The sequence below is a fragment of the Paenibacillus polymyxa M1 genome, from assembly GCF_000237325.1.
GTDB classification, from domain to species: domain Bacteria; phylum Bacillota; class Bacilli; order Paenibacillales; family Paenibacillaceae; genus Paenibacillus; species Paenibacillus polymyxa_C.
The window spans coordinates 2032203-2058604 of record NC_017542.1; the positions used below are offsets into that span (position 1 = coordinate 2032203).

A 26402-nucleotide genomic window follows, 5' to 3' on the forward strand; every position below is an offset into this window, starting at 1 on the left:
ATATCATGCTGCTAACATCATCTTCATTCCAAATCAGAAACAGAGGTGAGCCCTGTGATAACCAAATCTAATCTCTACCGCAAAGAGAAGATATATGGATACTTATTTATTCTTCCGCCTATTCTCGGTCTGCTAATCTTTACGTTGTTCCCGTTTGTCTATTCGTTATACGGCTCTTTTACAGACTGGGACGGATTAGGACAAATGAACTTTATTGGGTTCGACAATTTTAAGGATTTATTTAGCGATGAACTCTTTTACAAATCGATGTACAATACTCTTTTCTTAATGTTGGGTATTCCAATCGGTCTTGTACTAGCTTTACTGCTGGCACTGGGGTTGAATCGCAAGATTCCAGGTACGACGACATTTCGTGTGATTTATTATATTCCGGTCATTTCTTCGTTGGCTGCTGTTTCTATTATGTGGAACTGGGCTTACAACGGAGATTATGGTTTGGTGAACCAATTCCTTGAACTGTTCGGTATTAAAGGACCTAACTGGCTGATGGATAAGGATACAGTCAAACCGGCCTTGATTCTCATGACTGTATGGAAAGGTCTCGGATATACAATGTTGCTGTATCTGGCTGCACTGCAAAGTGTATCTCGCTCTTATTATGAAGCAGCAGAGCTGGACGGAGCTAGCGGATTCCAAATGTTCCGCAATATTACATGGCCAATGGTGAAACCAGTAACCTTCTTCCTGGTCGTTACCAACATTATTGGTGGTTCGCAAATCTTTACTGAAATGAACATTATGACACCTACAGGGGGTCCGGAATATTCATCCGCCTCAATTGTCTTCTATATTTGGGATAAGGCATTTAAAAACCTGCAAATGGGATATGCCTCCGCGATGGCTATGATTCTCGGCATCTTCATTTTTATCGTAACTTTGATTCAATTTAAAATGAATGAAAAATCGTCCTTTGATGGGGATTGATTTTCGCGGAAAGGAGTGAGGCTGATTATGTCCCATAGTCAAAAAACGAAAGTTACCAATATCATTATCTTTATTGTACTGGCGATTGGAGCGATTGCGATGATCGCGCCGTTGCTTTGGATGTTGTCCACTTCGGTAAAAGAAAAGCAGGATGTCTTTGCACTTCCACCAGTATGGATACCAGAGGTGTTTCAGTTCGGTAAGTACAAGGAAATTTGGGAAGCAGGTCCTCTGTTAAGCGGGATCAAGAACAGCGTGATTGTGGCTGTAAGTGTCACGGTTGTGGGTACCTTCACATCTAGTGTGGCCGCTTTTGCATTCGCAAAGCTGAGGCTCCCTCATAAAAATAAACTGTTTTTGGCACTCATCGCATCCATGATGATTCCTTACCCAACAGTTATGATTCCACAGTTTATGATGTTCTCCAAACTTGGCTGGATAGATACGCTGTTGCCTCTGATCGTTCCCGGCTTGTTCGGTAATGTAGTTATGATCTTTTTCCTGCGGCAGTATTTGCTGAGTGTACCAGATGCTATTATCGAAGCTGCTAAAATTGACGGAAGCTCTTATTTCCGACTTTATTCGTCGATTACGTTCCCACTCATTAAGCCGGCAGTTGCGGCACAGCTGATCTTATGGTTTATGGGAATTTGGAACGATTACTTGGCACCGATTATTTACTTGAACTCACCAGAAACGCAGACATTGCAGCTGGTTATCGCGAATTTTAATGCGACTTACGCCATTCAGACAGACTATCCGCTTATTATGGCAGCTTCCATTATAGCCTTGTTACCTGTGTTGATTATATTCCTAATCTTCCAGAAACAAATTATTGAGTCGGTTGCCATTTCAGGTGTCAAGGGTTAATTGACACTCGCACTTGGACGATTTGGATGAATGATGGAACGCAGTCACCATATGTATTGAGCAAAGGAAGGAGGAGAATAACAGTTATGGTTATGCTGCTAATGCTGGGCCTATCCGGCTGTGGGGATAACACTCCGGACCCTGTATATCCGCAGGCTCCGCCTCCTGATCACTTGTATGATCAAAGCACGGTAGACGATGAACAGCGCTGGACTATTAACAATGCTCATGACCCAGCAATTATCAAAACAGATCAGGGATATTATGTCTATTCGACGGATGTAAAGACAGGTGGAGAACTGAGGCCGGGTGTCATGGTGCGCAAATCGACCGACCTGATTCACTGGAACTGGGTTCAATATGCTTTACCCGGCATTCCAAAGGAAGCGGGGGCATGGTCAACAGCAACGAATCTGTGGGCCCCGGACGTCATAAAGATGGGCGATACCTATCGAATGTATTATTCTGCCTCTACATTTGGCAGCACACGATCAGCCATTGGGTTACAGACATCCCATTCCCCAGAAGGTCCTTGGAAGGATGAGGGACTGGTTGTTAAAACGGATGAGCATGACAAGCTGAATGCAATTGATGCTAATCCGGTATTGGATGCTGATGGAAATCCATGGATGGTGTACGGATCTTTTTTCGGCGGGATTTATATTACACCGCTTGATCCGCAGACTGGAAAGCTCAAAGAATCTGGTTATGGTAAAAATATCGCTGCCAGAGATCGGGCAACCGAGGACGGAGCTGTGGAAGGTCCGTACATTGTGTACAATCCTGTGTTCCGTAAATACTACTTGTTCGTCTCGTATGATTCTTTGTTCGAGGACTACAATGTTCGCGTAGCCCGCTCGGATTCCATCACAGGCCCGTACGTAGATATGAATGGACATGATATGGCAGATACCAGTTATTTGCCTCAATATGAGATTGGGACCAAGGTACTGGGCGGTTATCGTTTCAGTGAAGGAGAAGGCTGGGTTGCGCCAGGTCATAATTCCGTGCTGAAGGACGGAGACGATTACTATATTGTTCATCATGCGCGGGGAGAAACGGATAAGAGCTGGCCTTACTTGCATGTGCGCAAAATATTGTGGACGGCTGATGGCTGGCCTGTCGTATCGCCGGAGCGGTATGCGGGCGAAAAGGAGCAGGATATACCCAAAAGATTATTATCCGGCAACTGGGAGCGCATCGTGATCAGGCAAGAAGTAGACGGTCAGGTGGAAGCTGAACCGCTTCGTCTGGAAGATGGAGGGCGGGCAACCAGTGGTTCTCTGGAAGGTCACTGGAGTTTTGATGGCAGACGTACTCTAACAATGAATTGGAGCAATGCGTCCGAAGGGTCAAAGGAGGAAGTGCTATTGCTTCCTTCATGGGACTGGGAGCTTGGTCGCCATACTCTAATTTTTACGGGTATGAATGAAAAAGGAATTTCCATCTGGGGAAAACGTATCAGCGATTAATCCTATGAACTACATATTACACATAGAGGAGAGAAAAACCATGAATCAAACTGTATCCTTTAATAATCCGGTCATTGAGCAACGTGCAGACCCTTGGATTTACAAGCATAGTGATGGGTACTATTATTTTACCGGATCTGTGCCAGAGTATGACCGCATTGAGGTTCGGCGGGCACGTACTATTCAAGGCTTGAATACAGCAGAGCCAGTGGCAGTGTGGCATAAATATGAAACAGGTCCGTTAAGCGCGAACATTTGGGCACCGGAAATTCATTATATTAACGACAAATGGTACATTTATTTTGCAGCAGCTCGTACCACAGAAACGAAGGAAGGTCTGTTCGACCATCGGATGTTCGTGCTGGAAAATGATTCAGCTAATCCTCTGGAAGGCGAGTGGGTGGAAAAGGGACAGATCAAAACTCGCTGGGAGACGTTTGCTCTCGATGCCACAACCTTCCAGCATAATGGCGTTTTATATTATGTATGGGCTCAGAAAGACCCGGACATCGTAGGCAACTCCAATCTGTATATTTCAGAAATGAGCAATCCGTGGACGCTGCGCGGTGAGCAGGTTATGATCTCTACACCAGAATATGACTGGGAAGTCATCGGTTTTAAGGTGAATGAAGGTGCAGCGGTTCTGAAACGGAACGGCCGGATTTTTATCAGCTATTCAGCTAGTGCTACGGACCACAATTATTGCATGGGCCTGCTAACGGCAGACGAGAATGCAAACTTACTTGACCCGAAATCGTGGGCAAAGTCTCCTGCGCCGGTATTCTGCACGAATGAGGAGACAGGTCAATTCGGACCTGGTCACAACAGTTTTACTGTTGCTGAGGATGGTAGTGACGTTATCGTATATCACGCCCGCAATTACAAGGAAATTACAGGTGACCCGCTGTATGATCCGAATCGTCATACACGTGTTCAGCCGTTGAACTGGAATGAGGATGGAACACCTAATTTTGGTATTCCAGTGCCAGATGGCGTTTCCGTTAATAACTAAGCAGAATATATGCTAGACGATTGACGTGTCACATAGCGACGCTATAACTTTATAAAACATCGCAGGAAAATGATTTTGCTGCGTCTAACAATAGCAATGAGATATCTTCGGCCTTAGGCTGGAAGGTATCTTTTTGCTTTTGGGAGGGAGAGACGTCTCGGAAACTATGGGAACTTTAAATCAGGTTATGTGAAGCCTAGAACATGTCAAGCGATTAATTGATACAAATGTTTAATATTTTCCACGAGATGGAAGCTACAAATGTATGGTAAAGTGTAGGGTATACAAGATATTTTCCAAAGTCTCCTGTGCATACCGAATCCGAATCACACGAGGTGAGAAAAATGTTACAATCGTTAAAAGCCATTGCTAATTACAGGAAAGAAAGTGATCTGGCTTGGGATACACCGACTTGGCTAAAGCTGCTTGTTTCGGCTGAGGAGCGTATTGTAAATTTGGAGCGCATTCGATCCATAGGTGAGTTAAAGGATGCCAATCCTGTACTGGATTATGTGGAGCGCACGTTGCTTATTTTGGACGGACTTCCATTGTCATTCTGGGTTAAAGAGCTACTGGAGGATGTATTGGTATGGTCTGAGACAGCCAAAGGAGGCACAGTCCGCGAACGGCTACGCTGGCAGCATGAGGGCATTAATTTATTTGTACATAATATTGGCTCCTCCCAACTGTATGTCAGACAGGCTCAAGCAGAGTCCCCTGCCTACCCGCGCAACAGCATGACCCGAATTTTGATTGAGACGCATGGATTGATCGGACAGTATATACGGGGAGAAATACCCTTTGCAGAAAATCGACTGCTGCTCGAAATCACTCGTAAGGGCTGGCTGAGCTCGGAGGAATTGGAGCTTGTGTTACGAGCACTGAACGAATGCATTATCGCCGGTGTAGATCCTGCATTATGGGAACAAGTACGCGCTGAAGTGGAGCAGCTAATCGGCTGGATTGCCTGGAATAACGCACCTGTAGTCTGGAGTGTAAAGGAGCGACTGGAGAGATTGCGGTCGGTTTCGATTCATGAAGGTGAGCCGTTTGAGCAGGCTTACGCCGAGCTGGAGCGGGAGCTGAATGTAGAGAAGGCGCTGGCTCCGCTGGAGAATCGTACACTTTGGTATGTAGAATCAGCTTTGCAGGATTTTTCACTTCAAGAACTGGTTAAGGTATTTTTACTCACATTGAGGGATGGCACAGGGCAGGAACAACCTACAACGGTACGGCATATCAGTTTTGAATCACTTATGAATACGATGTATTATGACTATCGTGGTGTTAAGAAAATTAACGTATACAAAAAACGAATGATAGAAAAATATTTAAGCGCACTGTCTTGGCAGGATATCACAAAAGGAAAACGGAAGCATAATCCTCATTTGAGTGTAATCGTGGAGCATAAGGAGGAGCTGCCAAGTACCGTGTTTTTTAATTTTGTATTTTCATCAGCTGCTGAAAAATTGATCGACTTTTGTATTGAGGCAGAAAAGACGCCTCTGTATGACAAAGCAGTCCTGCTGCTGTTTGATCTGTTCGGATTACGGCGCGATGCTTATGATCGCTTTCACAATGAGGAGACGTACCTTACAGATATGAACCAGACCGCAGATTTCAAAAGGGTCATTCTGGATTACGTAACTGGAACCCGTATACTGGATATCGGACCCGGCGGGGGCGTACTGCTGGACCTGATCGAGCAGGAAAGACCAGACTCCAAGCCGTTGGGTCTTGATATTTCTGTGAATGTGATTGAGGCTCTTAAACGCAAAAAGCAATTGGAGCACCGTCGTTGGGATGTCATCAAAGGTGATGCGCTTCGACTGGAAGAATTTGTGGAAACGGAGAGCATGGACACGGTTATTTTCTCTTCGATTCTTCACGAGCTGTATTCCTACATCGAACGAGATGGAAAAAGGTTCAATTCACAAACAGTGGAGGCTGCTTTGCAAAGCGCTTATTGTGTACTTGCACCCGGCGGACGCATTATCATTCGTGACGGTATTATGACCGAACCAGTAGAGCAGCGCAGACGTATTCGATTTTTGGAGCCGGACGGAATGGAATGGCTGATGCGGTATGCGCAGGATTTTGCGGGTCGCCCCATTGAAATAGAGCGTATAGGTGAGCATGAGGCTGTTTTGCCGGTAAATGATGCAATGGAATTTCTATATACCTATACATGGGGAGCGGAAGCCTATGTGCATGAAGTGCAGGAGCAGTTTGGTTATTTTACTCCGTCACAGTATGAAGAATGTATTCGTAACACACTTGGTTCACAAGCGATTATCCGGGTGAGTCGCCACTATTTGCAGGAGGGTTATGCCGAAGCGCTGTCCAGTCGTGTTGAGTTCATGGATGAGCAGGGACAGCCGGTTCCTTTGCCAGACAGTACCTGTCTGATCGTGATTGAGAAGCCAAATCCTAGGGATGAAGCAACTGAATGATTTTTAATTTGAACAAGAGAATGCCTTCTGAGGTGTGCCAAACGCACTGGGAAGGCATTTTTTTGAAAAACGAATGGAGGTGCGTTCATGTCCAAGCAGGTAGTGATATCCGAATATAATCCGCAGTGGGTAGCAGAGTATACACGAGAACGAGCAAAAATGATAGAGGCCCTCGGAGACGTATGTGTCGGCGTAGAGCATATTGGCAGTACATCCGTTCCTGGTCTGGGAGCCAAGGCTATTATCGACATTATGGTTGGAGTAGAAGATTTGGCGATTATTCAATCCGAACAGCGAGAGCGTTTACTAGGTATTGAATATGAATATGTACATAAGCCTGATTTTCCAGAGCGAGCTTTCTTTCGCCGTGGAGAATGGGGAGCTGGGACCCATCATTTGCATATTTACAAGTATAAAGGAGAACATTGGGAAAACCATTTATTGTTCAGAGATTACTTGAAAGCGCATCCTGAGAGCCTGCGAGGGTATGAGACTTTAAAAAAAGATTTGGCGCATCAATTCAAACATGACCGCGCAGCGTATACCGAAGCCAAGGGACCTTTCATTCGGCAGATCGTTGAGCAAGCGAAGCTTGAAAGACAAAAGCAGAGACAAATGGAATTTTAGTACGCATGAACAAGGTGGAGGTATGATGAAAAATATGATGCTTGATGCACAGGTAACGCCGAATGGTTTAAAAGAGAGAATGATGCTGCTATCAGCGCTGGATATTATATTGTCTTCAGAAGATTGGTTACGCACGTATCGTATGCAGTCTGAATGGTCTGGTGATGTGTGCCTGGGTGAGGTGAACAATGGCGCTGGAGATACGATTCATATGCTATGGACACGTGGAGGTGTGTTGTTGAAGGGTTTTGACCACGAATCCCCTGTAAGTCCTCATGCAAGAGACGAATATGAGGTCTGGCCGGGCATGTACGACGGTGTGCCTGATGATATGATGGAGCTTTTGGAAGATGAAGCGCTAGAGAAAGAGGACGTTACCTTTTGTATGTGGAGGGAAGCGGGAGATAAGGAGTGGCGTATGGGCAACGCGAACTTTCCTGAGGGATATGACGATGGCTCATCCTTTTTGCTGGGGAAAATTATAGTTACACCGGAGGAATATCAGGATTGGGCTGAGAGTTACTATGAGCTGCCGATTTCTCTAGGGGTGGTAAGCCAGATTTTCAACGGCGTTCCGATCACTGCCCAGATGATCTCTGCGCTTCATCCACAGCGTAACGTTACGGAAGTGGTAAAGGAGCTAAAACAGCTTGGCATTCAGGTGCATGAAAGCTAAGAATGCAGATTTGTTTTTCTTGACAAGTTTTGTATATAATACAGGAGAAATGGCTGGGTTAATCACCTCGAATTAAAGGAGCTGTGTTGAAGATGTCCAAACGTTTGATTCCTTACATCACGCTGGATGGAAATGCACGAGAAGCAATCGAATTTTATGAAGAGGCATTGGATGCCCAACTGCTTTTTATTCAAACCTTTGGGGAAATGCCGGAAAATCCCGATTTTCCCATTCCCGCAGAGGTCAAGGAACGTGTGGGACATGCTACCCTTAAAGTAGGTGAGACAGAGCTCATGTTTTCTGATACCTTTCCCGGCTCACCGTTTAGCAGCGGGAATCAAGTGAGTATCTGTATTACAACCGATAGTGTGGAGCAAGCTAAAAAAATGTTTGATGCTTTACAGCAAGGAGGACAGGTGGGAATGCCTTTGCAGGAAACCCATTTTAGTCCAGCTTATGGGAATGTAACAGACAAGTTTGGTGTCACCTTTCAAATGTTCACAGAAGCTCGATCGTAGTAAATAGAAAACGGCCCGATCCGCTACTATAGCGATCTGGCCGTTTTTTTGCGTGCATGTCCTTCGTCTGAAAAATAAATATACATACATAAAGGTATGGGGAGTGTTTGGATCTCTTTTTTCACGTATAGCTTAATTCCTAAAATAATTATTTTTATTATTGTTGAAATGGAAATAAAAATATATTATATTATGTTGTTAATGCACCAACGGGTGGGAGGACAGTCCATGAACAAAGAAGAACAGGTCATAATGGGTTTCAGGGACTTATATAACAAGATGGTTTGGCTCAATAAGGATAAGATGGAAGACAGTCTTAAAGGTTATAAGTCTTCTGAAGTACATTGCATGGAATATATTGAAAAAAATGTAGATTCCAACGTGACAACACTTGCGGAGTCCCTTTATATGACTAGCGGTGCCATAAGTAAAATAACTAAGAAGCTCATAAAAAAAGGCCTTATCGAAAGCTACCAGAAGCCGGATAACAAAAAAGAAATCTATTTTAGGCTTACTGAGCAAGGGAAAGTAATCTATAAAATCCATGAGGAACTGCACAAAGAGTTTCAAGAGCGGGATAAAGCCGTATTTGAGCAGGTAACTGATGAGCAATTTGACAGTATGCTTAGCTTCATAGATAAGTATAGCAGGCATTTGGATGCAGAAATAAAGAAAAAGGGTAACGATATTAAGTCGAAATAAAATTTGAATAATGAAAATCAAACCACAGGCAGCCGGGCTCTATTGAGAACGGACTGCTTTTTTTATTGTTTTTTTTTTTTTTGTTTCCTGGGAAGGAAAAATATGATACGATAATTTTGTTTCCCGGGAAGGAAAATCGCAACTTTTGAGGGGAGAATTGAAGTGTTCAAATTTAGATCACATAATGAACAGACCACAGAACAAACCGTAGATAAACACGCTTTAATATTCGGCCTTATCTCTGTGTTTCTTTGCGGAATAGGCTTCAGTATCATAACACCTGTCGTCCCATTCTTAGTGCAGCCTTATACAAGCAGTCCAGAAGAACAAGCCATAGTTGTTACGCTGCTGACCTCTGTTTATGCATTTTGCGTGTTTTTTGCGGCTCCCGTACTTGGAGCTTTGAGCGACAAATATGGTCGTCGTCCATTGCTCTTAATATGCCTTTTGGGTTCCGTAATCGGGTACTTAGTTTTTGGTATAGGAGGAGCTGTATGGGTACTATTTGCTGGGCGCATCATGGAAGGTGTAACAGGTGGGAGCATAAGCACGATCTTCGCATATTTTGCAGACATCATTCCTCCAGAACAGAGAACTAAATACTTTGGATGGGTGAGTGCGGTTGTAGGTGTCGGCACGGTCATTGGCCCAACCCTAGGAGGATTACTTGCCAAGTTTGGTTATTCTGTACCCATGTATTTTGGAGCAATAATCACTTTATTGAATGTTGTTTATGGATTCTTTTTTATGCCGGAGAGCCTTGACAAGAAACATAGACTGAAAGAGATCACCTTTGTAAAACTGAATCCATATACACAGCTTGCAAACGTACTTTCCATGAAAAACTTGAAAAGGCTACTTGTCTCAGCGTTCTTACTCTGGATACCCAACGGATCTTTACAGGCAGTTTTTTCACAATTTACAATGGATACCTTCGGTTGGAAGCCTGCATTAATCGGACTTATGTTTTCGATTATGGGATTCCAAGATATCATTTCACAAGGTTTCATCATGCCAAAGCTCTTGATAAAACTTAGTGATAAACAGATAGCAATTCTGGGAATGGTCTCGGAGATTATAGGCTATGGTCTTATTGCGCTATCTGCTTTGTTCTCATTCTATCCACTTATTATCGCTGGAATGTTTATATTTGGTTTTGGCGATTCGATCTTTGGACCTTCATTTAATGGGATGCTCTCCAAGTCTGTCAATTCTAGTGAACAAGGAAGGATTCAAGGAGGTAGTCAATCTATTCAGGCTTTAGCAAGAATGATTGGACCTATCATTGGAGGTCAAATCTATGTATCATTTGGTCATGCCGCACCCGCTTTTATGGGTATGATTCTTATAGCGGTGGCCATACCAGTTTTATATAAGAGAACGCATGCGAATATGTAAACTACCGCTCGAAGCTTTCCGGAACCACCTGCATAGCAGGTAGTTTTAAGAAAATAATAGGGTTTCAGAACTTAGGAATAAGTTCTGAAACCCTATTTGTTTACAGTCTGAGCCATCCGCATGTGGATGGCTCTTTATAGTATCGCCTTGCTAAATTCATTTTACGTATGTGTACTTATACGCCAAAGTTAAAATCATCATCTGTTAGCGGCTCTACATTCATCGCCCGTACATAGCCGTTTCCTTTTTTAGAAAAGAAATCGTGCTGCTTGGTGTGGGTGCTGATGCCGTTGAATACAATGGGATTGACTTCTTCTTCTTCAAAAAGTGGATCAAAGCCCAGGTTCATCATGGCCTTGTTGGCGTTGTAGCGCAAGAAGACTTTAACATCGTCTACAAGTCCAATAGGGGCATAAATTTGCTCGGTATACTGTTCTTCGTTATTGTGCAAGTAGCGCAGCAAGCCTACCAGCGTCTGGTAGAGATCGCGTTGTTCTTCCTCGTCCAGTTCCGCATAAATCTCCTGTGCCAGTACACCTACGTAGACACCGTGTATACTTTCGTCCCGCAGGATCAGATCGATAATTTCCCCGCTGCATGTCAGCTTGCCCTGACCCGCCAGATAGAGAGGGTAGAAGAAGCCGCTATAAAACAAATAGCTTTCTAACAGCACCGACGCAGCCATCGCGAGATACAGGTCTTTCGGTGTGTGAATGTTCATATAATACTGACGAATGGTTTCTGCTTTCGTTTGGAGATGCGGATTTTCTTCCACCCAGCGGAATACACCGTCAATTTCTTCCGTGGAAGCCAGGGTTGTAAAGATGCTACTGTACGACTTGGCATGAATTTGCTCCATCATCGCCATAAAGCTTAATACCGCTTTGCGTTGCAGTCCGTCCACATGCTCCATAATTTGCGGCATTCCCACGCCGCCTTGAATGGTGTCCAGCAGGGTCAAGCCACCCAGCACCTTCATGTAGGCTTCTTTTTCAATATCACTAAGGGTTACCCAGGACATTTTATCGTCAGACAGCGGAATTTCATCATCCGTCCAAAATTGCATAATATTCTGGTTCCAGAACATCAGTGTGAAATCATCGTCCGAGCGGTTCCAGTTTACAGCTTGTATACCTGTCATTGTTAGCATTCTCCCTTCAGCTTGCGAGATTCCCTGGAAACACACATGAGAGGTTACCGGAGAGTCATCGTATGCTTGACATACGGAAGCTGTATCCGCGAGGGTCTTGTTCAATCCTGTAAAGGTCTGAACCACGCGCTGGATACAGCTTCTAATGCCAAGCATTCATATCTATTCAAAATCTCATTTTATTCTATAGCTTGTTACCATGTATGCATTAGATGGAGCAAGTGAGGCACTCTTCCACAGACAGTTTTTTGGTACGTGTGTAGTATAACGATTTAAGTCCTTTATGTGCGGCGTACAGATAGCAACGTGCTAACTGACGCGTAGTCACGTCACTGTTCACATGAAGCACAGTCGAAATTCCTTGGTCCACGTGAGGCTGGATTTCAGCAATCAGATCAAGCACTTTGAATTGATCCATTTGATAAGCGGATTTGTAAAAGAATACATTATCCTTTTGCAAATACGGCATTGGATAGTAAGTTGTTGAATTCGCATAGGTACGAGTTTCAATCTGTTCGACAATCGGCATAACGCTGGACGTTGCATTTTGAATATACGAAATGCTGGCAGTGGGAGCAATCGCCATACGGTAGGCGTGATACAGACCGTTCTTCATGACGTCTGCTTTAAGTGTGTCCCAGTCTGCTTGAGTCGGAATATAAATATCCTTGAACAGTTCTTGCACACGTGCCGTTGTCGGACGATAATCTGTGTTCAGATATCGGTCAAAATATACACCTGTCGCATAATCCGATTCCTCAAATCCATAGAAGCTTTGTCCGGCTGCTTTTGCGATTTCCATACTCTTTTCGATGGAATGATAGTTCATCGTCATGAAGAAGGTACGGACAAAATCCTTCGCTTCATTGCTTTCATATGCAATCTTGTTCTTGGCAAGGTAGCCGTGCAGATTCATGACACCCAGACCAACGGAATGCATTTCACGGTTCGCTTTCGCAACACCTGGTGCATTAGCCACTTGGGTCATATCGCTGACCGAAGTGAGAGCAATCATACCCTCGTGAACGGACTCGCGGATTTTGCCGTGCTCCATGACATTTACAATGTTCAGGGAAGCCAGGTTACAGCTTACATCCCGGCGAATAATATCCTGTTGTCCATAATCGGCAATCTCAGAAGTTTCCTGTAGCTGGAAGATTTCCGTGCACAGGTTTGACATTTTGATTTGGCCCACGTTTTTAAGAGCATGCGCCTGATTTGCGTTACTCTTATTCATAATATATGGATAGCCAGACTCCAACTGGATCATGGCAATTTTTGTCAGCATATCACGTGCGCTCATTGCTATTTTTTTCTTCACTCGATCGTCAGCGAGCAGCGTATCGTACATTTCATCCAGATCCATGTCGTCCAAATGCGTTCCATAAGCCTTGAACACACTATAAGGTGCAAACACATGCAGCGGTTCATTATCTTGAGCCAGCTTGTAAAAGCGGTTGGGCACCAGCAATCCGATCGAAAGTGTCTTAAGGCGTACTCTTTCATCGGCATTAATTTTTTTACTATCCAGGAACTCCAGCACGTCCCATCCGAATATGTTGTAATAGGCAGCGCCAGAGCCTTTACGTTGACCCATTTGATCCGCGTAGGAGAAACCATCTTCCATCAGCTTCAGCACAGGCATAATACCTTTTGCTGCGCCTTCTACACCTTTAATTGCCTCGCCGCGTGACCGCAGCTTCGACAGGTTAACCGCAACACCGCCGCCGATTTTGGACAATTGCATGCAAGTGTTCAATACATAGTTGATTGAGTTCAGAGAGTCATCCATTTCGAGCAAGAAGCAGGACACCAATTCCCCACGACGGCTTTTGCCAGCGTTCAGGAAAGTTGGTGTAGCTGGCTGGAGACGTTGCTCCATCATCGAGCGGGACAACAGGCGGGCCGTATCGGCGTTGCCGCGTCCCAAATGCAGGGCGACAGCAGCCACCCGGTCAGGGTAGTGTTCCAGGTAGACTTTACGGTCATTACTCTTCATTGCATAATCGGTATAAAACTTGGATGCTGCCATATAAGAAGGAAATTTAAAATTATAGCTATGAGTGATATGGAAAATATCGTTGATTTCATCAGCCGTATAGCTGTTATAGAAATTTTCGTAATAATCATTCTCAATCATATACAGCACTTGAGCAGCTGTGTCAGCAAACTTCAAACTCCGTTCTTGAACTTCCTTCATAAATTCTGCTACGGCCTCTTGGTCCTTTTCCAATTGGAAAAAGCCGTCTGTATCGCGTTTCATCAACATGTTGTTCAATTCAATATGCCGCAACTCGGCTCACCTCCTGTTTAAAACGCTCTACATCTCCGAACGTTCCAGATAATTCAAATTTGCTAATCACGGGGACATTATAATGGTCGGCAATCAAATCCGCACTTTTGGCAAATTTGTCACCCCAGTTACGGTTGCCGCTTGCAGCTACACCAACAAGGTTTTGTGCATTTTTTTTCAAAAATGAAGATACCCTCTCAGGTATCTGTCCAAACCCGGTTGTATATGTAATGAGTACGTAAGGTTCTTCTATAGTCATTTGTTCCTCAATCTGAACAGCCGGAAGCTTGAGCTTGTTTATAAATCTTTTTACATTGCCGGTCTTGGAATCATAAGCAATCAGCATGGTGTGCAACCTCCTTAACAATTAACGAAAAAAAGAAAACGGCATTGCCAAGAGACCCATTATAGCTGTAATCCCTTGCTGGCTGCGCCATTTAAGATTTTTGACTCTATATTTACATGTATTTTCATACCTTTATCTTCAAGATATCGGGCATAAATACGTTTTTTACACTATATTTAGAGTACATTCTCTATTTTATATCTATATATAGTTTTGTCAATCGGTCTAGAGAGGCTCAGAGGACCTAGATCCGGTGTAAGTCCAAGCAGGGTGCGGAAAAGAGCGAAAGAACTTTTTTTTCGTAAGTATGTTAAAAAAGTATTGGAGTTTTTGAGGCTGGAGATGTACGATTTGTCAATGGGCAATAGAATGTAAAATTTACATTTTACTGTAGAAAGGATGAAGTGGATGGAAAGTGGTTTTTTTATGGAATTTCAATCGTTTAATATGATCTTTTTTATCGTGTTTGGACTTATTGCTATTGTAATTATTACGGGGATTGTGAAAACAATCGGAGCGGGCCTTTCCAATCAAGCAGCCGAACAGGTTCAACGTTCATGCAAGGTTGTGGATAAGCGAACTAGAGTGCGTGGGGGATCGGGTGATTTTTCAGCTTCGACCGATTACTATATCACCTTTGAGTTTGAAGGAGGTGAACGTAAGGAGCTGAAGGTAAAGGGTTCGGATTTTGGAATGATTGTAATCGGGGATCGCGGGGAGGTTCATTATAAAGGTACACGTTTTCTGGAGTTTGTGAGATTAATGGGAGCGTAAAGAGATGGCGAGGTGTTAGCGTATTACCAGAACAAATACATATAGGGAGGAAGCTGACGATGCCACATATCATTGGAGCACGAATTGTTTTAAGAGAGTACCGTCAGGAGGATATACCTGATATCCGAAGATGGGTCAATGACCCGGAAATCACACATGGTTTAAGCGACGTATTTATCTATCCGCATTCACTGGCTAATAGTGAATCGTTTGTACAGATGATGATTGACGGCAACTCTGAGATCAAGGGCTTTATCATTGCTCATAAAGACACATTGGACTATATTGGACAACTCGATTTATTCAAAATTAACTGGGTGAATCGGCATGCCACCCTTGGGATTGTAATCGGGCGTGGCGGTGACCTGGGCAAGGGCTATGGGCGGGAAGCAATCCGGCTGATACAAAAATTTGCGTTTCATTCGCTGAACCTGCATCGGCTGGAACTGGAGGTGTATGCGTTCAATGAACGTGCATATCGTTGCTATCTGGCATGTGGCTTCAAGGAGGAAGGGCGGCTACGGGAAAAGCTATTCAGGGAAGGACAGTACTATGACATTATTCAGATGGGAATGTTGCGAAGTGAGTATGAGGCTGTAGAGAAAACAAAGGAATCCTGAAAGTGAGGCCACATAAGCTATTTTACTCCGTCAGCTTTCTGCAATTTTTTATGAGTGAAATCACGGGAACTACGCTTATTCTATTTCTATTAGCTAAAGGACTTTCTCTGCAAAGTGCGAATTTCTTGCTGGTTGTATTCTTTGTAAGTATTTTTCTGTTTGAAATACCAACAGGAGCTATTGCAGACAAGTATGGAAGGAAAATTTCTGTTGTTCTGGGGCTTTGTTGTTTTCTAGTCTACAGTGTGTTGTTCGTTTGGGTAGATCACATGTGGCTGCTTGTGTTCGCACAAGTCTTTGGGGGTCTGGCAATATGCTTGCAATCAGGCTCGTTGGAATCCTGGGTTGTGGAAAACAGCGATAAGCCGATGGAAGTTCTTTTTACAACCTCTAACAGTATACAGTACATTTCGGGATTTATTTGCGGTCTGTTGGGGGCCTTTCTCGCAACTTTTAACTATTCACTTCCCTGGGTGGCCAGCATTGTATCTATTATCCTGTGTATTTTTCTATGCTGCTTTTATATGAAAGAGAAGAATATTACCCATCGAAAAACATCTGCTACTCGTATTAAAACGATTATCGGAGAAAGTGTCCGTATCGGTTTTGAAAATAAGTCGATCTGGATTGTGTTTATCATTGGTTTATTTATCAGCTTTTCAAACTCGGCGGGGAATACATTTCAACAGCCACGTCTGGTCGGTCTTTCTGAACAAGGGATTTGGATTATGGGATTGATCAAGGCAGGTTATTCACTATGTATGACTTTGGGAAGCTATCTGGTTCGAAGGCTAGGCGCCCGTTATAGTGATGTACATATACTCATGTATGCTTGCGGGATGATTGGGATATGGCTCATTTTAGCGGGTGCTTTCAACACGTTTTATCCTGTACTGCTTACCTTTTTAATCTATGAAATTGGGCGAGGGATGTATCCGGTTGCCAAACAAATTTTTCTGAACAAAAGGATCTCTAATGAGTATCGTTCAACACTGCTATCTCTGGATTCTGCCATTTCCCAACTAGGCATGTGTATAGGTTTAATCGTGACAGGCATCGTAAGCCGTAATTTTACCAATCTTGCTTCAGATCAAACACCTATTCAGATATCGTGGATGCTGTGTGGCGGGATCGCATTGATCCCAATCTTTTTGTTGCTTTATGTCCGTCGGGGGTCAAGGAAAAATAGTTCCTGGAAAGAAAAAGCAACAAAGCAGAATGTTTAGTGCAAAAAAGGGCTAAACAGGTTCTGGCTGTCAGCCCCTATGCACCTTCATAAGTAATCAGACTTTACTTCTCCCCGTACCATAACTTCAGACGATTTTGGATCAGGCCAGTGAAGATTTCTTCAGCCTTTGGTACACCCGCCTGATCCAGCTCTTGGAGCATGCGGTCATACACGGCATCGAATTGATCTGGCTTGGCGAGTACGGCCTCAGGAATCCGTTTGCGTACAATGTCCTGCGACTTTTGATAAATAACATTGTAATTTGTATTGGTCGGAACAGGCATGTTGTAGGCGGCTCCCCACTCTTTTACCGGAAAATCCTTTTCGTTCGGGAATAAGTCTTTCCATGTCCGGGCTTTATATGCCTGAAGGGATTCTTTTTCCGCTTGACTATAATTTTCGGTAATCATCTCCGGATAATTGGTTGTGTAATAGTTGCCAGTAGGGTCCTTAACGCTATCGCCGTAATGTGGTCCCCATATCCAATACAAACCGATACCTGATTCTCTGCTAAAAGAAGCATTATCTTTGTTTTTGCGTTCTTGCACAGCTGCAGGAATGACTCGTTTGCCATTCTCTACATTGTAATGCTGGCCTTCAATTCCCCAATTACGCAAAATTTGTCCTTCGTCCGAGGCCAGGAAGTCCAGAAACTTGATCGCTCGCACCGGGTTTTTGCATGAAGTTGTGATGCCGATCCCGGACGCAGTATCGAAACCAATGGGCTGGAGGGAATGATCCTCGTATTGCTCATTTAAAGTGACTGGAAAGTGGGAGTAGGTGTATTCATCCTTACCTGCTGCCTTGAGCGCATTTTCGGCATCCTGGTAGTTCCATTCCTGATCAATCAGTCCAATGACACGACCTGCGGCGATTTTGGATTTGTACTGATCGCTTTTTTGTACAAAAGTATCCTTATCCAACAGACCTTCATTGTACATATGGTTTAACCAACGGAAATACTCTCGCTCTTCTGGGCGTTTGTAGTGAAGAGTGGCTTTGTGTGTTTTAGGATCAATATAATATTCGCCATCGTCTGGTCCACCTGTAGCCGTAACTGCCGGGTTTGTCACAGTAATCTGCATTTTCCAGTCCTCGGCATCGAGCGATAAGGGAATGGTAGGCTGGCCATTAGTAGTAGGGTATTTGGCGACATAATCTTTAAGTGCTTTTTCAAAATCTTGAACGGTGCGAATTTTGGGGTATCCGAGCTTCTTAAGGGCTTGATGCTGGATTTCGAAGCCTGCTTGTGCATCAAACGCGATGTGATCTACGCCCAAATTGGTTGGGATGGTGTAAATGGCGGGATCTTCACTACTATATTTAATACGGTTAAAATAATCTCCATACACTTTCTTAATGTTAGGACCGTATTTATCAATCAGGTCGGTTAAGTCAATGAGTGCTCCGGCATCGACCAGCTTTCCAATGTCTCCTTTGGGGTACACGAGATCAGGGTACTCTCCGCTAGCAGCCATTAAAGCAAACTTTTCCTCGCCTCGACCGTTGACAGCATGTTCGGCATTGAGTGTAACACCCGTTTTCTTGGTTATTTCCTGCCCGACAGCGTCCTTCATGTTGTTCCAGTTGGAGCTTGAGTCACCGCCAAAGAACGTAAATGTAATGGGACTGGTGTCATTGGGGTCTTCCTTTTCTGCCGTACCGCCTTTGCCATTCGCGCAGCCCGTTGTAACAAGCAGCAGCAAAGCCAGGAGCAGGATAGAGCATTGTTGTACCGACCTGTTCGTGAACATCTGCAAATCCCCCTTAATAAGTATGATTTACACAATGTAAGTGCTTTCAATAGTAAATTGTAGGAAATAAAGAACCTTACGTCAAGTTATTTATGTTTATTTGTTATGTGTTTTGTTTTTTATTAAGCAAACATATTTAAATGAAAGGTGTGGATTTGTGCAAATCCATCGTTTGATGATCTAAAACAAAGTATGCTACGATGGTACCAGTTTATAGGCATACCTGTATATTTAGAAGACTAAGGTAGAAAAAGATTTCGAATAGGGTTGGGTGAGGAGATGCGTGGAAAAGTAACATTACAGGAAATTGCGGATGCGGCGGGCGTTTCAAAGTTTGCTGTTTCGCGTGCACTGTCAGGCAAACCCGGTGTAAGTGAAGAGACAAGGGCGCTGCTGGTTAAGCTTGCTGCCCAGATGGGCTATTTTCGCAGTCATCCCAAAATGACTGGGGTAGAGCCTCGGGACACAGATGCCAGAGAATGGTCGGGTACGGTGCTGGTGTTATTTCCGAATATTCGACACCAGAATCGGGAGTCCAAGTACTGGGGACCTGTATTTGAAGGGATTTCCGAGCGTCTGAACCGCAGGGGATTGGATATGATCACGCTAACGGAGCCTTCAACTGACGATATGTTTTCTTTACTGAATCCAGAGGCCATTAAAGGGATTATCACTGTAGGAACGATTTCAACTACGTTATTGCTGAACATTTATCGAATGGGTATTCCGGTTGTCATGGTGGATCATTGGGATTCTGCATTTTTAAGTGATGCGGTGTTTACGGATAATCGCACATGCATGAATGAATTAATGAAGGATTTGCTATGCAAGGGGTATGATCACTTTCAATTTGTGGGTCATATTGACGATGCTCACAGTTTCTATGAACGTTGGGAAGCTTTTCGGTCCACACTGGAAATGAGCGGAGTAGAATTACGGCAAAACAAAGCCCTTATTTATGGGGGAGCGCAGGCGCTTGCTGAGGAAATGGACAAGTTGCCCGAGGATGAGTTGCCAGAGGTTTTTGTTTGCGCTAATGATGTGACTGCTTCGCAAGTCGTGGAAGTGCTGAAAGGAAAGGGGATTGACGTGCCGAGGCGATGCGGGGTAACTGGGTTTGACGATACGAATGATCAAATGCCGATTTATGCCACGGTGAGAGTGGATAAGGAACTGTTGGGGATGCGGGCGGTAGACCAATTATTATGGCGCATCATGAACCCAAACTCACCTGTGGAAAAAAAATTGCTACACGCTGATTTACTCGTACGGGAAGTTCACGCGCCACGGCTCAGCCGGGAAAATGATGATCGTGATCGTCCCTTTAGCACAATCAAATATAGTTGATGTCCGGATATGTGGGATGAATTTGATCCACAGTGAAGACGAGGGAAGTCGCTTTTAGCCTGTTTAGGGGTAGAGGGCGACTTTTATTTTGTGTTTTACCGATTGTTCCAAAAAAACAATTGACTGATTTGTTAGCTTAATGTTATTTTTGTTATGTTAATGAGTGATCCAGATGTTCCCAATCATCCTTATAGGGAGGCTTGCGACGATGATTAATGTGATAGGGTTGGATGGCTGGAGGTTTAGGGAAGCACATAGTGATGAGTGGCTCAGTGCGAAAGTACCGGGTTGTGTGCATACCGATCTTTTGCGACATGGCAAAATTCTTGATCCTTTTATCGGTATGAACGAGATGGAGGTACAGTGGATTGATAAGCAGGATTGGATATACGAAGCCTATTTTGAGATAGATGCAAATCAGCTTCAATGTCGATGTGTAGAGCTGGTGTTGGAAGGTCTGGACACCTACGCAGATGTAAGAGTGAATGGTCAAACTGTCATATCGGCCAATAATATGTTTCGGGTATGGAGACAGGATGTGAAGGCATTTGTTCAGCAAGGGAAAAATCGGCTTGAAATCCATTTTCGCTCTCCGATTACGGAAGATGTGCCTAAGCTGGAAAGGTTGGGCTATGGACTCCCCGCACCGAATGATCAGTCCGAGATAGGTGGCTTGTCTGATAAAAAAGTAAGCGTTTTCGCTCGTAAGGCTCCCTATCACTATGGTTGGGATTGGGGGCCGAGGCTGGTGACGAGCGGGATCTGGAGAGAGGTCCGAATTGAAGCTTGGTCTGGTTTGGTCGTAAGAGACTTGTTTATTCGACAGGACAAAGTGAGTACCGAGAGGGCTGAACTCACAGCAATGGTAGAGATTGAAAGTGCAAATGAGATTAGAGATGCCGAGTTGTGTATTTCTGCTGATGGCAGGGTGTGGTCCAAGCCGGTTCGTCTTCTGAAGGGAAAGCAAACAGTAGAGCTGGAGCTGGATATGAAGGAGCCGAAGCTGTGGTGGTGTCGTGGGCTGGGGGAGCCGCATCAGTATACGTTTGTAGCCGAATTGAAGGAGCAAGCACAGGAAGCAGTAATTGCGGAAAAATCAGTGAAAACGGGACTTCGTTCGATCCGTCTTATACGTGAGCGGGATACGGCAGGGGAGAGCTTCTATTTTGAGCTGAATGGAATCCCCGTGTTTGTAAAGGGAGCCAACCATATTCCGAATGACAGCTTTGCTGCCGAAGTTACGTTGGAACGATACCGGCATGAAATTGCCAGTGCGGCCGCCTCACATATGAATATGTTGCGGGTGTGGGGTGGCGGTATTTATGAAGAAGACGTATTTTATGACCTTTGTGATGAATACGGCTTGCTCGTGTGGCAAGATTTTATGTTCGCATGCAGCATGTATCCGGGGGATCAGGCTTTTTTGGACAATGTAGCGCAGGAAGCCGAAGATAACATCAAGCGTTTGCGCCATCATCCTTGCATTGCGTTATGGTGCGGCAATAATGAGATTGATTCCGCATGGGCGCATTACGAAGAAAATGCAGGCTGGGGCTGGAAAAAGGCCTACACGCCTGAGCAACGGGAACGCCTATGGGAAGATTATGAAACGCTTTTCCACCGGATTTTACCGGAGGCGGTAAATGCCTGGACTCCGCAGACGGCATATTGGCCCTCCTCACCGCTAATTGATCTGACCGGAGATCGAAACCAGCATGCTCATCCGTCCTCCACAGCGGGAGACATCCATTATTGGGGAGTATGGCATGCGTCTGAGCCGTTTGAAAATTATCACGTACATGTGGGCCGTTTTATGAGTGAGTATGGTTTTCAGTCCTTTCCTGAATACAAGTCTGTTCGCGCTTATGCGGAAGAGAAGGATTTGGAACTGGAATCTGAGGTGATGCTGGCACATCAGAAGAACGGCTCGGGCAATCGCCTGATTCAAGAATACATGGGACGGTACATGCGGCAACCCAAGGATTTTCCATGTTTTCTGCTCATGAGCCAGGTTTTACAGGCAGAGGCGATGAAAATGGCCATTGAGGCCCATCGTCGTCACAAGCCTTATTGCATGGGGACATTATACTGGCAGATGAATGACTGCTGGCCCGTTGCTTCCTGGTCAAGTATGGACTATTTTGGTCGTTGGAAGGCGCTTCAATATACGGCTAAACGCAGCTTTGCCGATGTGCTGTTGAGTGCAGTAGATACGGAACAGGGGAGTAAAGAGCTGCATCTGGTTAACGATACGCTAGAGCCGATAGCGGGTACGCTGCGGCTGACACTTTTGCATATCCGTGGCAGTCAGGCTATTCGTGAAGAGAACATTAAGGTAGAACAGCAAGCAGGCGGCGCAGGGATCGTACATATACTGCCTACTGACAAATGGCTGAATGGCCTGGATCGTACGGAGCATATGCTGGTCGCACGTCTGATACAAAACGGTGAGCAGGTGGCCGCCAGCGAAATTTATTTTGCAGGTACGAAAGAGATGGATTTACCGCAGGCGAAAATTGAAGTGACGGAGATACCGGGAAGTGGAGGCAGTAGGTTCACGCTTTGTTCGGATGTACTTGCCAGACATGTGTGGCTGACCGCAGAGCAGGAGGGGATTTTCAGTGACAACCATCTGGATCTGGCTCCCGGTGTTCCTAAAACCGTGGAATTTCTGGCCTTGCGTAACGGTGCCTCCGCATTTGAGGTAGCTGCGCCAGGTGCATTGACGGTGCAATCATTGATCAATTGGATACAAGGTTAGAGGACAGTTAAAGCTCATCCGCCTTGAAGTAGATGATGGACAATGAAGTTCCTCTTCATCCGGCCGGCTGAGAGCATGTAGAGAAATCCGTGAGTAGGGTTTGAGCAGGGGGAGCTGAATTACAGCATTACCCGGGAAATGCTGCCTAAGATTGAGCCTATTGGAGGGCTCCTTTTGATCAGAAGATCTGCATTCGTATATCGCTTTACCTGTGAAATGAAGTCTGAAATACAGTAAGCATCTGTCTCCCAGGAATATGAGGTCAACCCCGGGAGAATAGATGCTTTTTTATCTTCATTTTATGCAGAGTGGAGCGCTTCCATTGAGCTTGAAGCCATTGTGGTGTACACTGTCCAGAATAGGTGTAAATTGGAACGTCAAGAAGGATGGACGGTTACAAGGAGGGAAAGAAACATATGTATGACCGTTTAAGATCGTTAAATTATCCAGTTAAACTTTATATTTTTATTGCACTGGCCTTATGCTCCGTAATTAGTACATTGTGGATCATTAACGTGCGACTGCCCTCAGGGGGCCGCCCTTATCTTTTTATTTGGTGGAATATGATGCTGGCCTGGATTCCTATGCTGTTGACGCTTTTGCTAGATGTCATTCATTGCTCGTGGAGAAGGGGAACAAGGACATTTTTGCTCTGGGTCATAGGGGCTGGATGGCTTTTCTTTTATCCCAATACGCCTTATTTGATCACAGATTTGCTGCATGTATTTGCCAGGTATCCATTTCTCGGGGAGCAGCGTTTTTGGGGCAATCCGTACTTTTGGAATCATGCATTAGGGATGCTGCTGGTAGCTGTGCTTGGTCTCACCATGGGAGTTGTATCACTTGAATCTGTACGACAGTTGGTGCAACGTGCACGGGGCGGGCTTGTCAGCTGGTTGTTTATGCTGGCGGTACTCCTGCTAAGTAGCCTAGGTATTTATATTGGCCGTTTCTTTCGAGGAAACTCATGGGATATTGTATCTGCACCGTCCCAGTTGTACACACAAGTATTCTCCATATGGGCGGATTCCTTGCAACGCACTCATTTTGTGGAGTTTAGCGGGATGGTCTTCGTTATTTTGCTCGTTAGCTATATATCCATGATGTGTGTGGCCTGGATGGGGAATAGCCGCCGGGACGAATGGCATCGCTGGTGATTACGATGGGGCTGAGTGGCTAAATATCATCATAAGATAAAATGTAAAAGCAAAGGAGGAATAGCTACAATGAATGGACAGAACCGATCTGATATCCGCGCTGGTCTTCAGGTGGATATTGTGCTTAAAAAGGATCAGCCCACGGGTAAGCTAACGCGAGGAACGGTGAAGGATATATTGACCAATTCCCCACGTCATCCGCATGGAATTAAAGTGCGTTTGGTAGACGGACAGGTTGGACGTGTCAAACATATTGTAATGAATGAAGGATAAGAGCTTTGGGCTTAGGAGGAATAATGTATGAATCAGGCAACGGCATGGTCTAAAAATGATCGTTATCCGCTTATTTTACTTGTACTGCTGGTGCTTGCTCTCATTTGGTCCTTGGTTCGTCCGGCGGATTATTTTACATGGGTACTGGAAGTTCTCCCAGCTGTTTTAGGAGCTATACTGCTGGCGGCTCTTTACCGTCGATTTCGGTTTACCAATCTGGTATACACCCTAATCTGGCTACATGCACTCATCCTGATTGTCGGGGGGCACTATACCTATGCCGAAATGCCTCTGTTCAACTGGATTCGGGATACGTTTGGGCTGGAGCGCAATTATTATGATCGACTTGGGCATTTTGCGCAAGGTTTTGTGCCTGCACTCATTGTCAGGGAAGTGCTGCTGCGTAAGACGGCTTTGGGAAGCGGGAGCTGGCTCACTTTTCTAACGGTTAGTGTGTGTCTTGCGATCAGTGCTGTGTACGAACTGATTGAGTTTGCCGTAGCCAAGGCAACCGGTACGGCGGCAGAAGCCTTTTTGGGGACACAGGGAGATGTATGGGATACTCAATGGGATATGCTCCTTGCGTTCATCGGTGCCCTGACAGCGGTGATTTTGTTAAGCGGGGTACATAACAAGCTGCTCAAACAGCTAAAGGTATAGCAGGGTTTCTTGAAAGTCCGATGTTTTTGAAGGCTATATTCGCGTCACAGGGCGGCTGTCGAGATGCAGGGTCGCTGCATCCATGTAGCTGTCCAGCAGCCGCTCAAAAATACGGTCCCACGTCTGCTCCAGACTGTATGCTCTACCGGTTCTGGACAAAAAGTCTCGAAGTGGGACATCCTCGTACAACAGGTGTACAGCTTTGGCAAAGGCAGCGGCATCTCCAGCTGGACACAGTAACCCCGTTTTCCTATGGATTACATTATCTTTGACCCCGCCTTCATTGGCGCCGATCACGGGTGTGCCGGAGGCCATAGCTTCCAAAACGACGTTACCGAAGGTTTCCGTAGTGGAGGGAAAGAGGAATACATCGGCTGCAGCGTACAGTTCAGCTAATTCCGGTCCTTTTACAAAACCAAGCCAGTGAACTGCGTGCTCTGGCATTCCGATATCTGCTGCAGTTTTGAACTTAAACAATGGGCCATCTCCTGCAATGACCAGCACTGAGGCTGCGCGGACGTCGTCGGGTAACTGGAGATAGGAATCCAGTAACGTGTCTATCCCCTTTTCCGGTGCTAGTCTGCCCACATACAAAATCACAAATGCGTCTGCACGAACGCCCCATTTTTCCCATATCGCTTCGCGATTCACTGTGGGCTGGAAGCGGTCAGTATCAATTCCTCTACCCCAGATTTCGAGCTGTCCCATTCCTTTATTGCGTAACAATTCCATGGTTGACCGAGAGGGGACATATACCCTTTCACAATGTCTGTGAAACCAGAGCATGTATTTCCATAACGCAGGTTCAAGCCAGCGAAGCTTGTAATATTCGAGGTATTTATCAAAGTGGGTGTGATAGGAGGCGACAAGTGGAATATGGTGTTTGGCAGCGTAGCTTGTTCCATACAGGCCAAGGTTAAACGGAGTAGCGACATGAATTAGATGCGGGGAAAAGGCTGACAGGCGCTCGTTGATTTGTTTGGCGTTAGGGATCGCTAGTCTACATTCCCGGTACAATAAAAAGGGAATACTTCGAAAACGCTCCACGCCCGGCCCCGAGGACAGATGATGGTCTGCCTCCGGTGCGAAGACAAGAGTAGATACCCCGTGTGTCTCCAAATAGCCAATCCATCGTTCCAGTGTCAGAGCAGCGCCATTGACATCAGGCGTATACGTGTCTGTAAATAATGCGACTCGAAGCATGCCTTCATTCCTCCTCCGCCATTCTCATTTATCCTATGACGTTCCAGGGGAGTCCGCTTGGAGGCTCCGGCTTTTATTGTGTCATGATTTTGTTTACGGGCTTGCCGGGTTTTGTAAAAGTTGCCCTGCGGACGGGTGCTCTTCTCAGATTTTACTAATCCAT

23 protein-coding genes are annotated in these 26402 nt (G+C 45.0%); 18 read left to right on the plus strand and 5 right to left on the minus strand.

Annotated elements, in window-relative coordinates:
• Positions 1 to 54 precede the first annotated feature (54 nt).
• The 10 genes from PPM_RS09250 to PPM_RS09295 all read left to right on the plus strand — a co-directional run bounded on the left by PPM_RS09250 (position 55) and on the right by PPM_RS09295 (position 10673).
• Positions 55 to 945, plus strand: a complete 891-nt coding sequence (locus PPM_RS09250) for a carbohydrate ABC transporter permease (protein WP_013370548.1) — start codon at positions 55 to 57, stop codon at positions 943 to 945.
• 27 nt (positions 946 to 972) lie between these two features.
• Entirely contained in the window at positions 973 to 1815 is an 843-nt protein-coding gene (locus PPM_RS09255; RefSeq protein WP_014599642.1) for a carbohydrate ABC transporter permease, read from the plus strand.
• A gap of 86 nt (positions 1816 to 1901) precedes the next feature.
• Entirely contained in the window at positions 1902 to 3287 is a 1386-nt protein-coding gene (locus PPM_RS09260) for an arabinan endo-1,5-alpha-L-arabinosidase (RefSeq protein WP_013370550.1), read from the plus strand.
• 40 nt (positions 3288 to 3327) lie between these two features.
• Entirely contained in the window at positions 3328 to 4299 is a 972-nt protein-coding gene (locus PPM_RS09265; protein WP_013370551.1) for a family 43 glycosylhydrolase, read from the plus strand.
• Between the two features lie 344 nt (positions 4300 to 4643).
• Positions 4644 to 6752, plus strand: a complete 2109-nt coding sequence (locus tag PPM_RS09270; RefSeq protein WP_013370552.1) for a class I SAM-dependent methyltransferase — start codon at positions 4644 to 4646, stop codon at positions 6750 to 6752.
• A gap of 87 nt (positions 6753 to 6839) precedes the next feature.
• The gene (locus tag PPM_RS09275) at positions 6840 to 7379 is read left to right on the plus strand and encodes a GrpB family protein (protein WP_013370553.1); all 540 of its coding nucleotides are present in this window, start codon (positions 6840 to 6842) and stop codon (positions 7377 to 7379) included.
• 22 nt (positions 7380 to 7401) lie between these two features.
• Positions 7402 to 8055: a hypothetical protein gene (locus PPM_RS09280; protein WP_014599644.1), complete on the plus strand. Its 654-nt coding sequence runs from the start codon at positions 7402 to 7404 to the stop codon at positions 8053 to 8055.
• 92 nt (positions 8056 to 8147) lie between these two features.
• Positions 8148 to 8573 carry a VOC family protein gene (locus PPM_RS09285; protein ID WP_013370555.1) on the plus strand — a complete coding sequence of 142 codons (426 nt, stop codon included), beginning with the start codon at positions 8148 to 8150 and terminating at the stop codon, positions 8571 to 8573.
• Positions 8574 to 8801: 228 nt separating this feature from the next.
• Complete coding sequence (locus PPM_RS09290; RefSeq protein ID WP_013370556.1) at positions 8802 to 9275, plus strand: MarR family transcriptional regulator; 474 nt, start codon at positions 8802 to 8804, stop codon at positions 9273 to 9275.
• Between the two features lie 162 nt (positions 9276 to 9437).
• A complete protein-coding gene (locus PPM_RS09295; RefSeq protein WP_013370557.1) occupies positions 9438 to 10673 on the plus strand; it encodes an MFS transporter in 1236 nt (411 codons plus the stop codon).
• 175 nt (positions 10674 to 10848) lie between these two features.
• Here the strand turns inward: PPM_RS09295 and nrdF are convergent, their stop codons facing one another.
• The 3 genes from nrdF to nrdI form a co-directional block, all read right to left on the minus strand.
• The gene (gene nrdF / locus PPM_RS09300) at positions 10849 to 11814 is read right to left on the minus strand and encodes a class 1b ribonucleoside-diphosphate reductase subunit beta (protein WP_013370558.1); all 966 of its coding nucleotides are present in this window, start codon (positions 11812 to 11814) and stop codon (positions 10849 to 10851) included.
• Positions 11815 to 12031: 217 nt separating this feature from the next.
• Positions 12032 to 14116, minus strand: coding sequence for a class 1b ribonucleoside-diphosphate reductase subunit alpha (gene nrdE / locus PPM_RS09305; protein ID WP_013370559.1), 2085 nt, complete (start codon positions 14114 to 14116; stop codon positions 12032 to 12034).
• Positions 14103 to 14462: a class Ib ribonucleoside-diphosphate reductase assembly flavoprotein NrdI gene (gene nrdI / locus PPM_RS09310; RefSeq protein ID WP_013370560.1), complete on the minus strand. Its 360-nt coding sequence runs from the start codon at positions 14460 to 14462 to the stop codon at positions 14103 to 14105. Before nrdI ends, nrdE begins: the two co-directional genes overlap by 14 nt.
• Positions 14463 to 14870: 408 nt before the next feature.
• Here nrdI and PPM_RS09315 point away from each other — a divergent pair, with 408 nt between their 5' ends.
• Genes PPM_RS09315 through PPM_RS09325 form a run of 3 tightly spaced genes read left to right on the plus strand, consistent with a single transcriptional unit; the run spans position 14871 to position 17082 of the window.
• Positions 14871 to 15236, plus strand: coding sequence for a DUF2500 domain-containing protein (locus tag PPM_RS09315; protein WP_013370561.1), 366 nt, complete (start codon positions 14871 to 14873; stop codon positions 15234 to 15236).
• A gap of 59 nt (positions 15237 to 15295) precedes the next feature.
• Positions 15296 to 15856 (plus strand): GNAT family N-acetyltransferase, encoded by a 561-nt coding sequence (locus PPM_RS09320; RefSeq protein WP_013370562.1) that lies wholly within the window; start codon positions 15296 to 15298, stop codon positions 15854 to 15856.
• 2 nt (positions 15857 to 15858) lie between these two features.
• Positions 15859 to 17082, plus strand: coding sequence for an MFS transporter (locus PPM_RS09325; protein ID WP_013370563.1), 1224 nt, complete (start codon positions 15859 to 15861; stop codon positions 17080 to 17082).
• A 64-nt stretch (positions 17083 to 17146) separates the two neighbouring features.
• Here PPM_RS09325 and PPM_RS09330 read toward each other — a convergent pair whose 3' ends face one another.
• On the minus strand, positions 17147 to 18838 hold the full coding sequence (locus PPM_RS09330) for an ABC transporter substrate-binding protein (RefSeq protein ID WP_013370564.1): 1692 nt from the start codon (positions 18836 to 18838) through the stop codon (positions 17147 to 17149).
• A 279-nt stretch (positions 18839 to 19117) separates the two neighbouring features.
• Here PPM_RS09330 and PPM_RS09335 point away from each other — a divergent pair, with 279 nt between their 5' ends.
• The 5 genes from PPM_RS09335 to PPM_RS09355 all read left to right on the plus strand — a co-directional run bounded on the left by PPM_RS09335 (position 19118) and on the right by PPM_RS09355 (position 25036).
• Positions 19118 to 20185, plus strand: a complete 1068-nt coding sequence (locus PPM_RS09335; protein WP_013370565.1) for a LacI family DNA-binding transcriptional regulator — start codon at positions 19118 to 19120, stop codon at positions 20183 to 20185.
• Between the two features lie 208 nt (positions 20186 to 20393).
• Entirely contained in the window at positions 20394 to 22946 is a 2553-nt protein-coding gene (locus tag PPM_RS09340; protein WP_014599645.1) for a beta-mannosidase, read from the plus strand.
• A 416-nt stretch (positions 22947 to 23362) separates the two neighbouring features.
• Complete coding sequence (locus tag PPM_RS09345) at positions 23363 to 24103, plus strand: DUF1361 domain-containing protein (protein WP_013370569.1); 741 nt, start codon at positions 23363 to 23365, stop codon at positions 24101 to 24103.
• Positions 24104 to 24172: 69 nt separating this feature from the next.
• On the plus strand, positions 24173 to 24376 hold the full coding sequence (locus PPM_RS09350; RefSeq protein ID WP_013370570.1) for a YwbE family protein: 204 nt from the start codon (positions 24173 to 24175) through the stop codon (positions 24374 to 24376).
• A 27-nt stretch (positions 24377 to 24403) separates the two neighbouring features.
• Positions 24404 to 25036 carry a DUF2238 domain-containing protein gene (locus PPM_RS09355; protein ID WP_013370571.1) on the plus strand — a complete coding sequence of 211 codons (633 nt, stop codon included), beginning with the start codon at positions 24404 to 24406 and terminating at the stop codon, positions 25034 to 25036.
• A 33-nt stretch (positions 25037 to 25069) separates the two neighbouring features.
• On the opposite strand, the gene PPM_RS09360 is transcribed toward PPM_RS09355, so the two are convergent.
• Positions 25070 to 26239 carry a glycosyltransferase family 4 protein gene (locus tag PPM_RS09360; RefSeq protein ID WP_013370572.1) on the minus strand — a complete coding sequence of 390 codons (1170 nt, stop codon included), beginning with the start codon at positions 26237 to 26239 and terminating at the stop codon, positions 25070 to 25072.
• Positions 26240 to 26402: the final 163 nt, after the last annotated feature.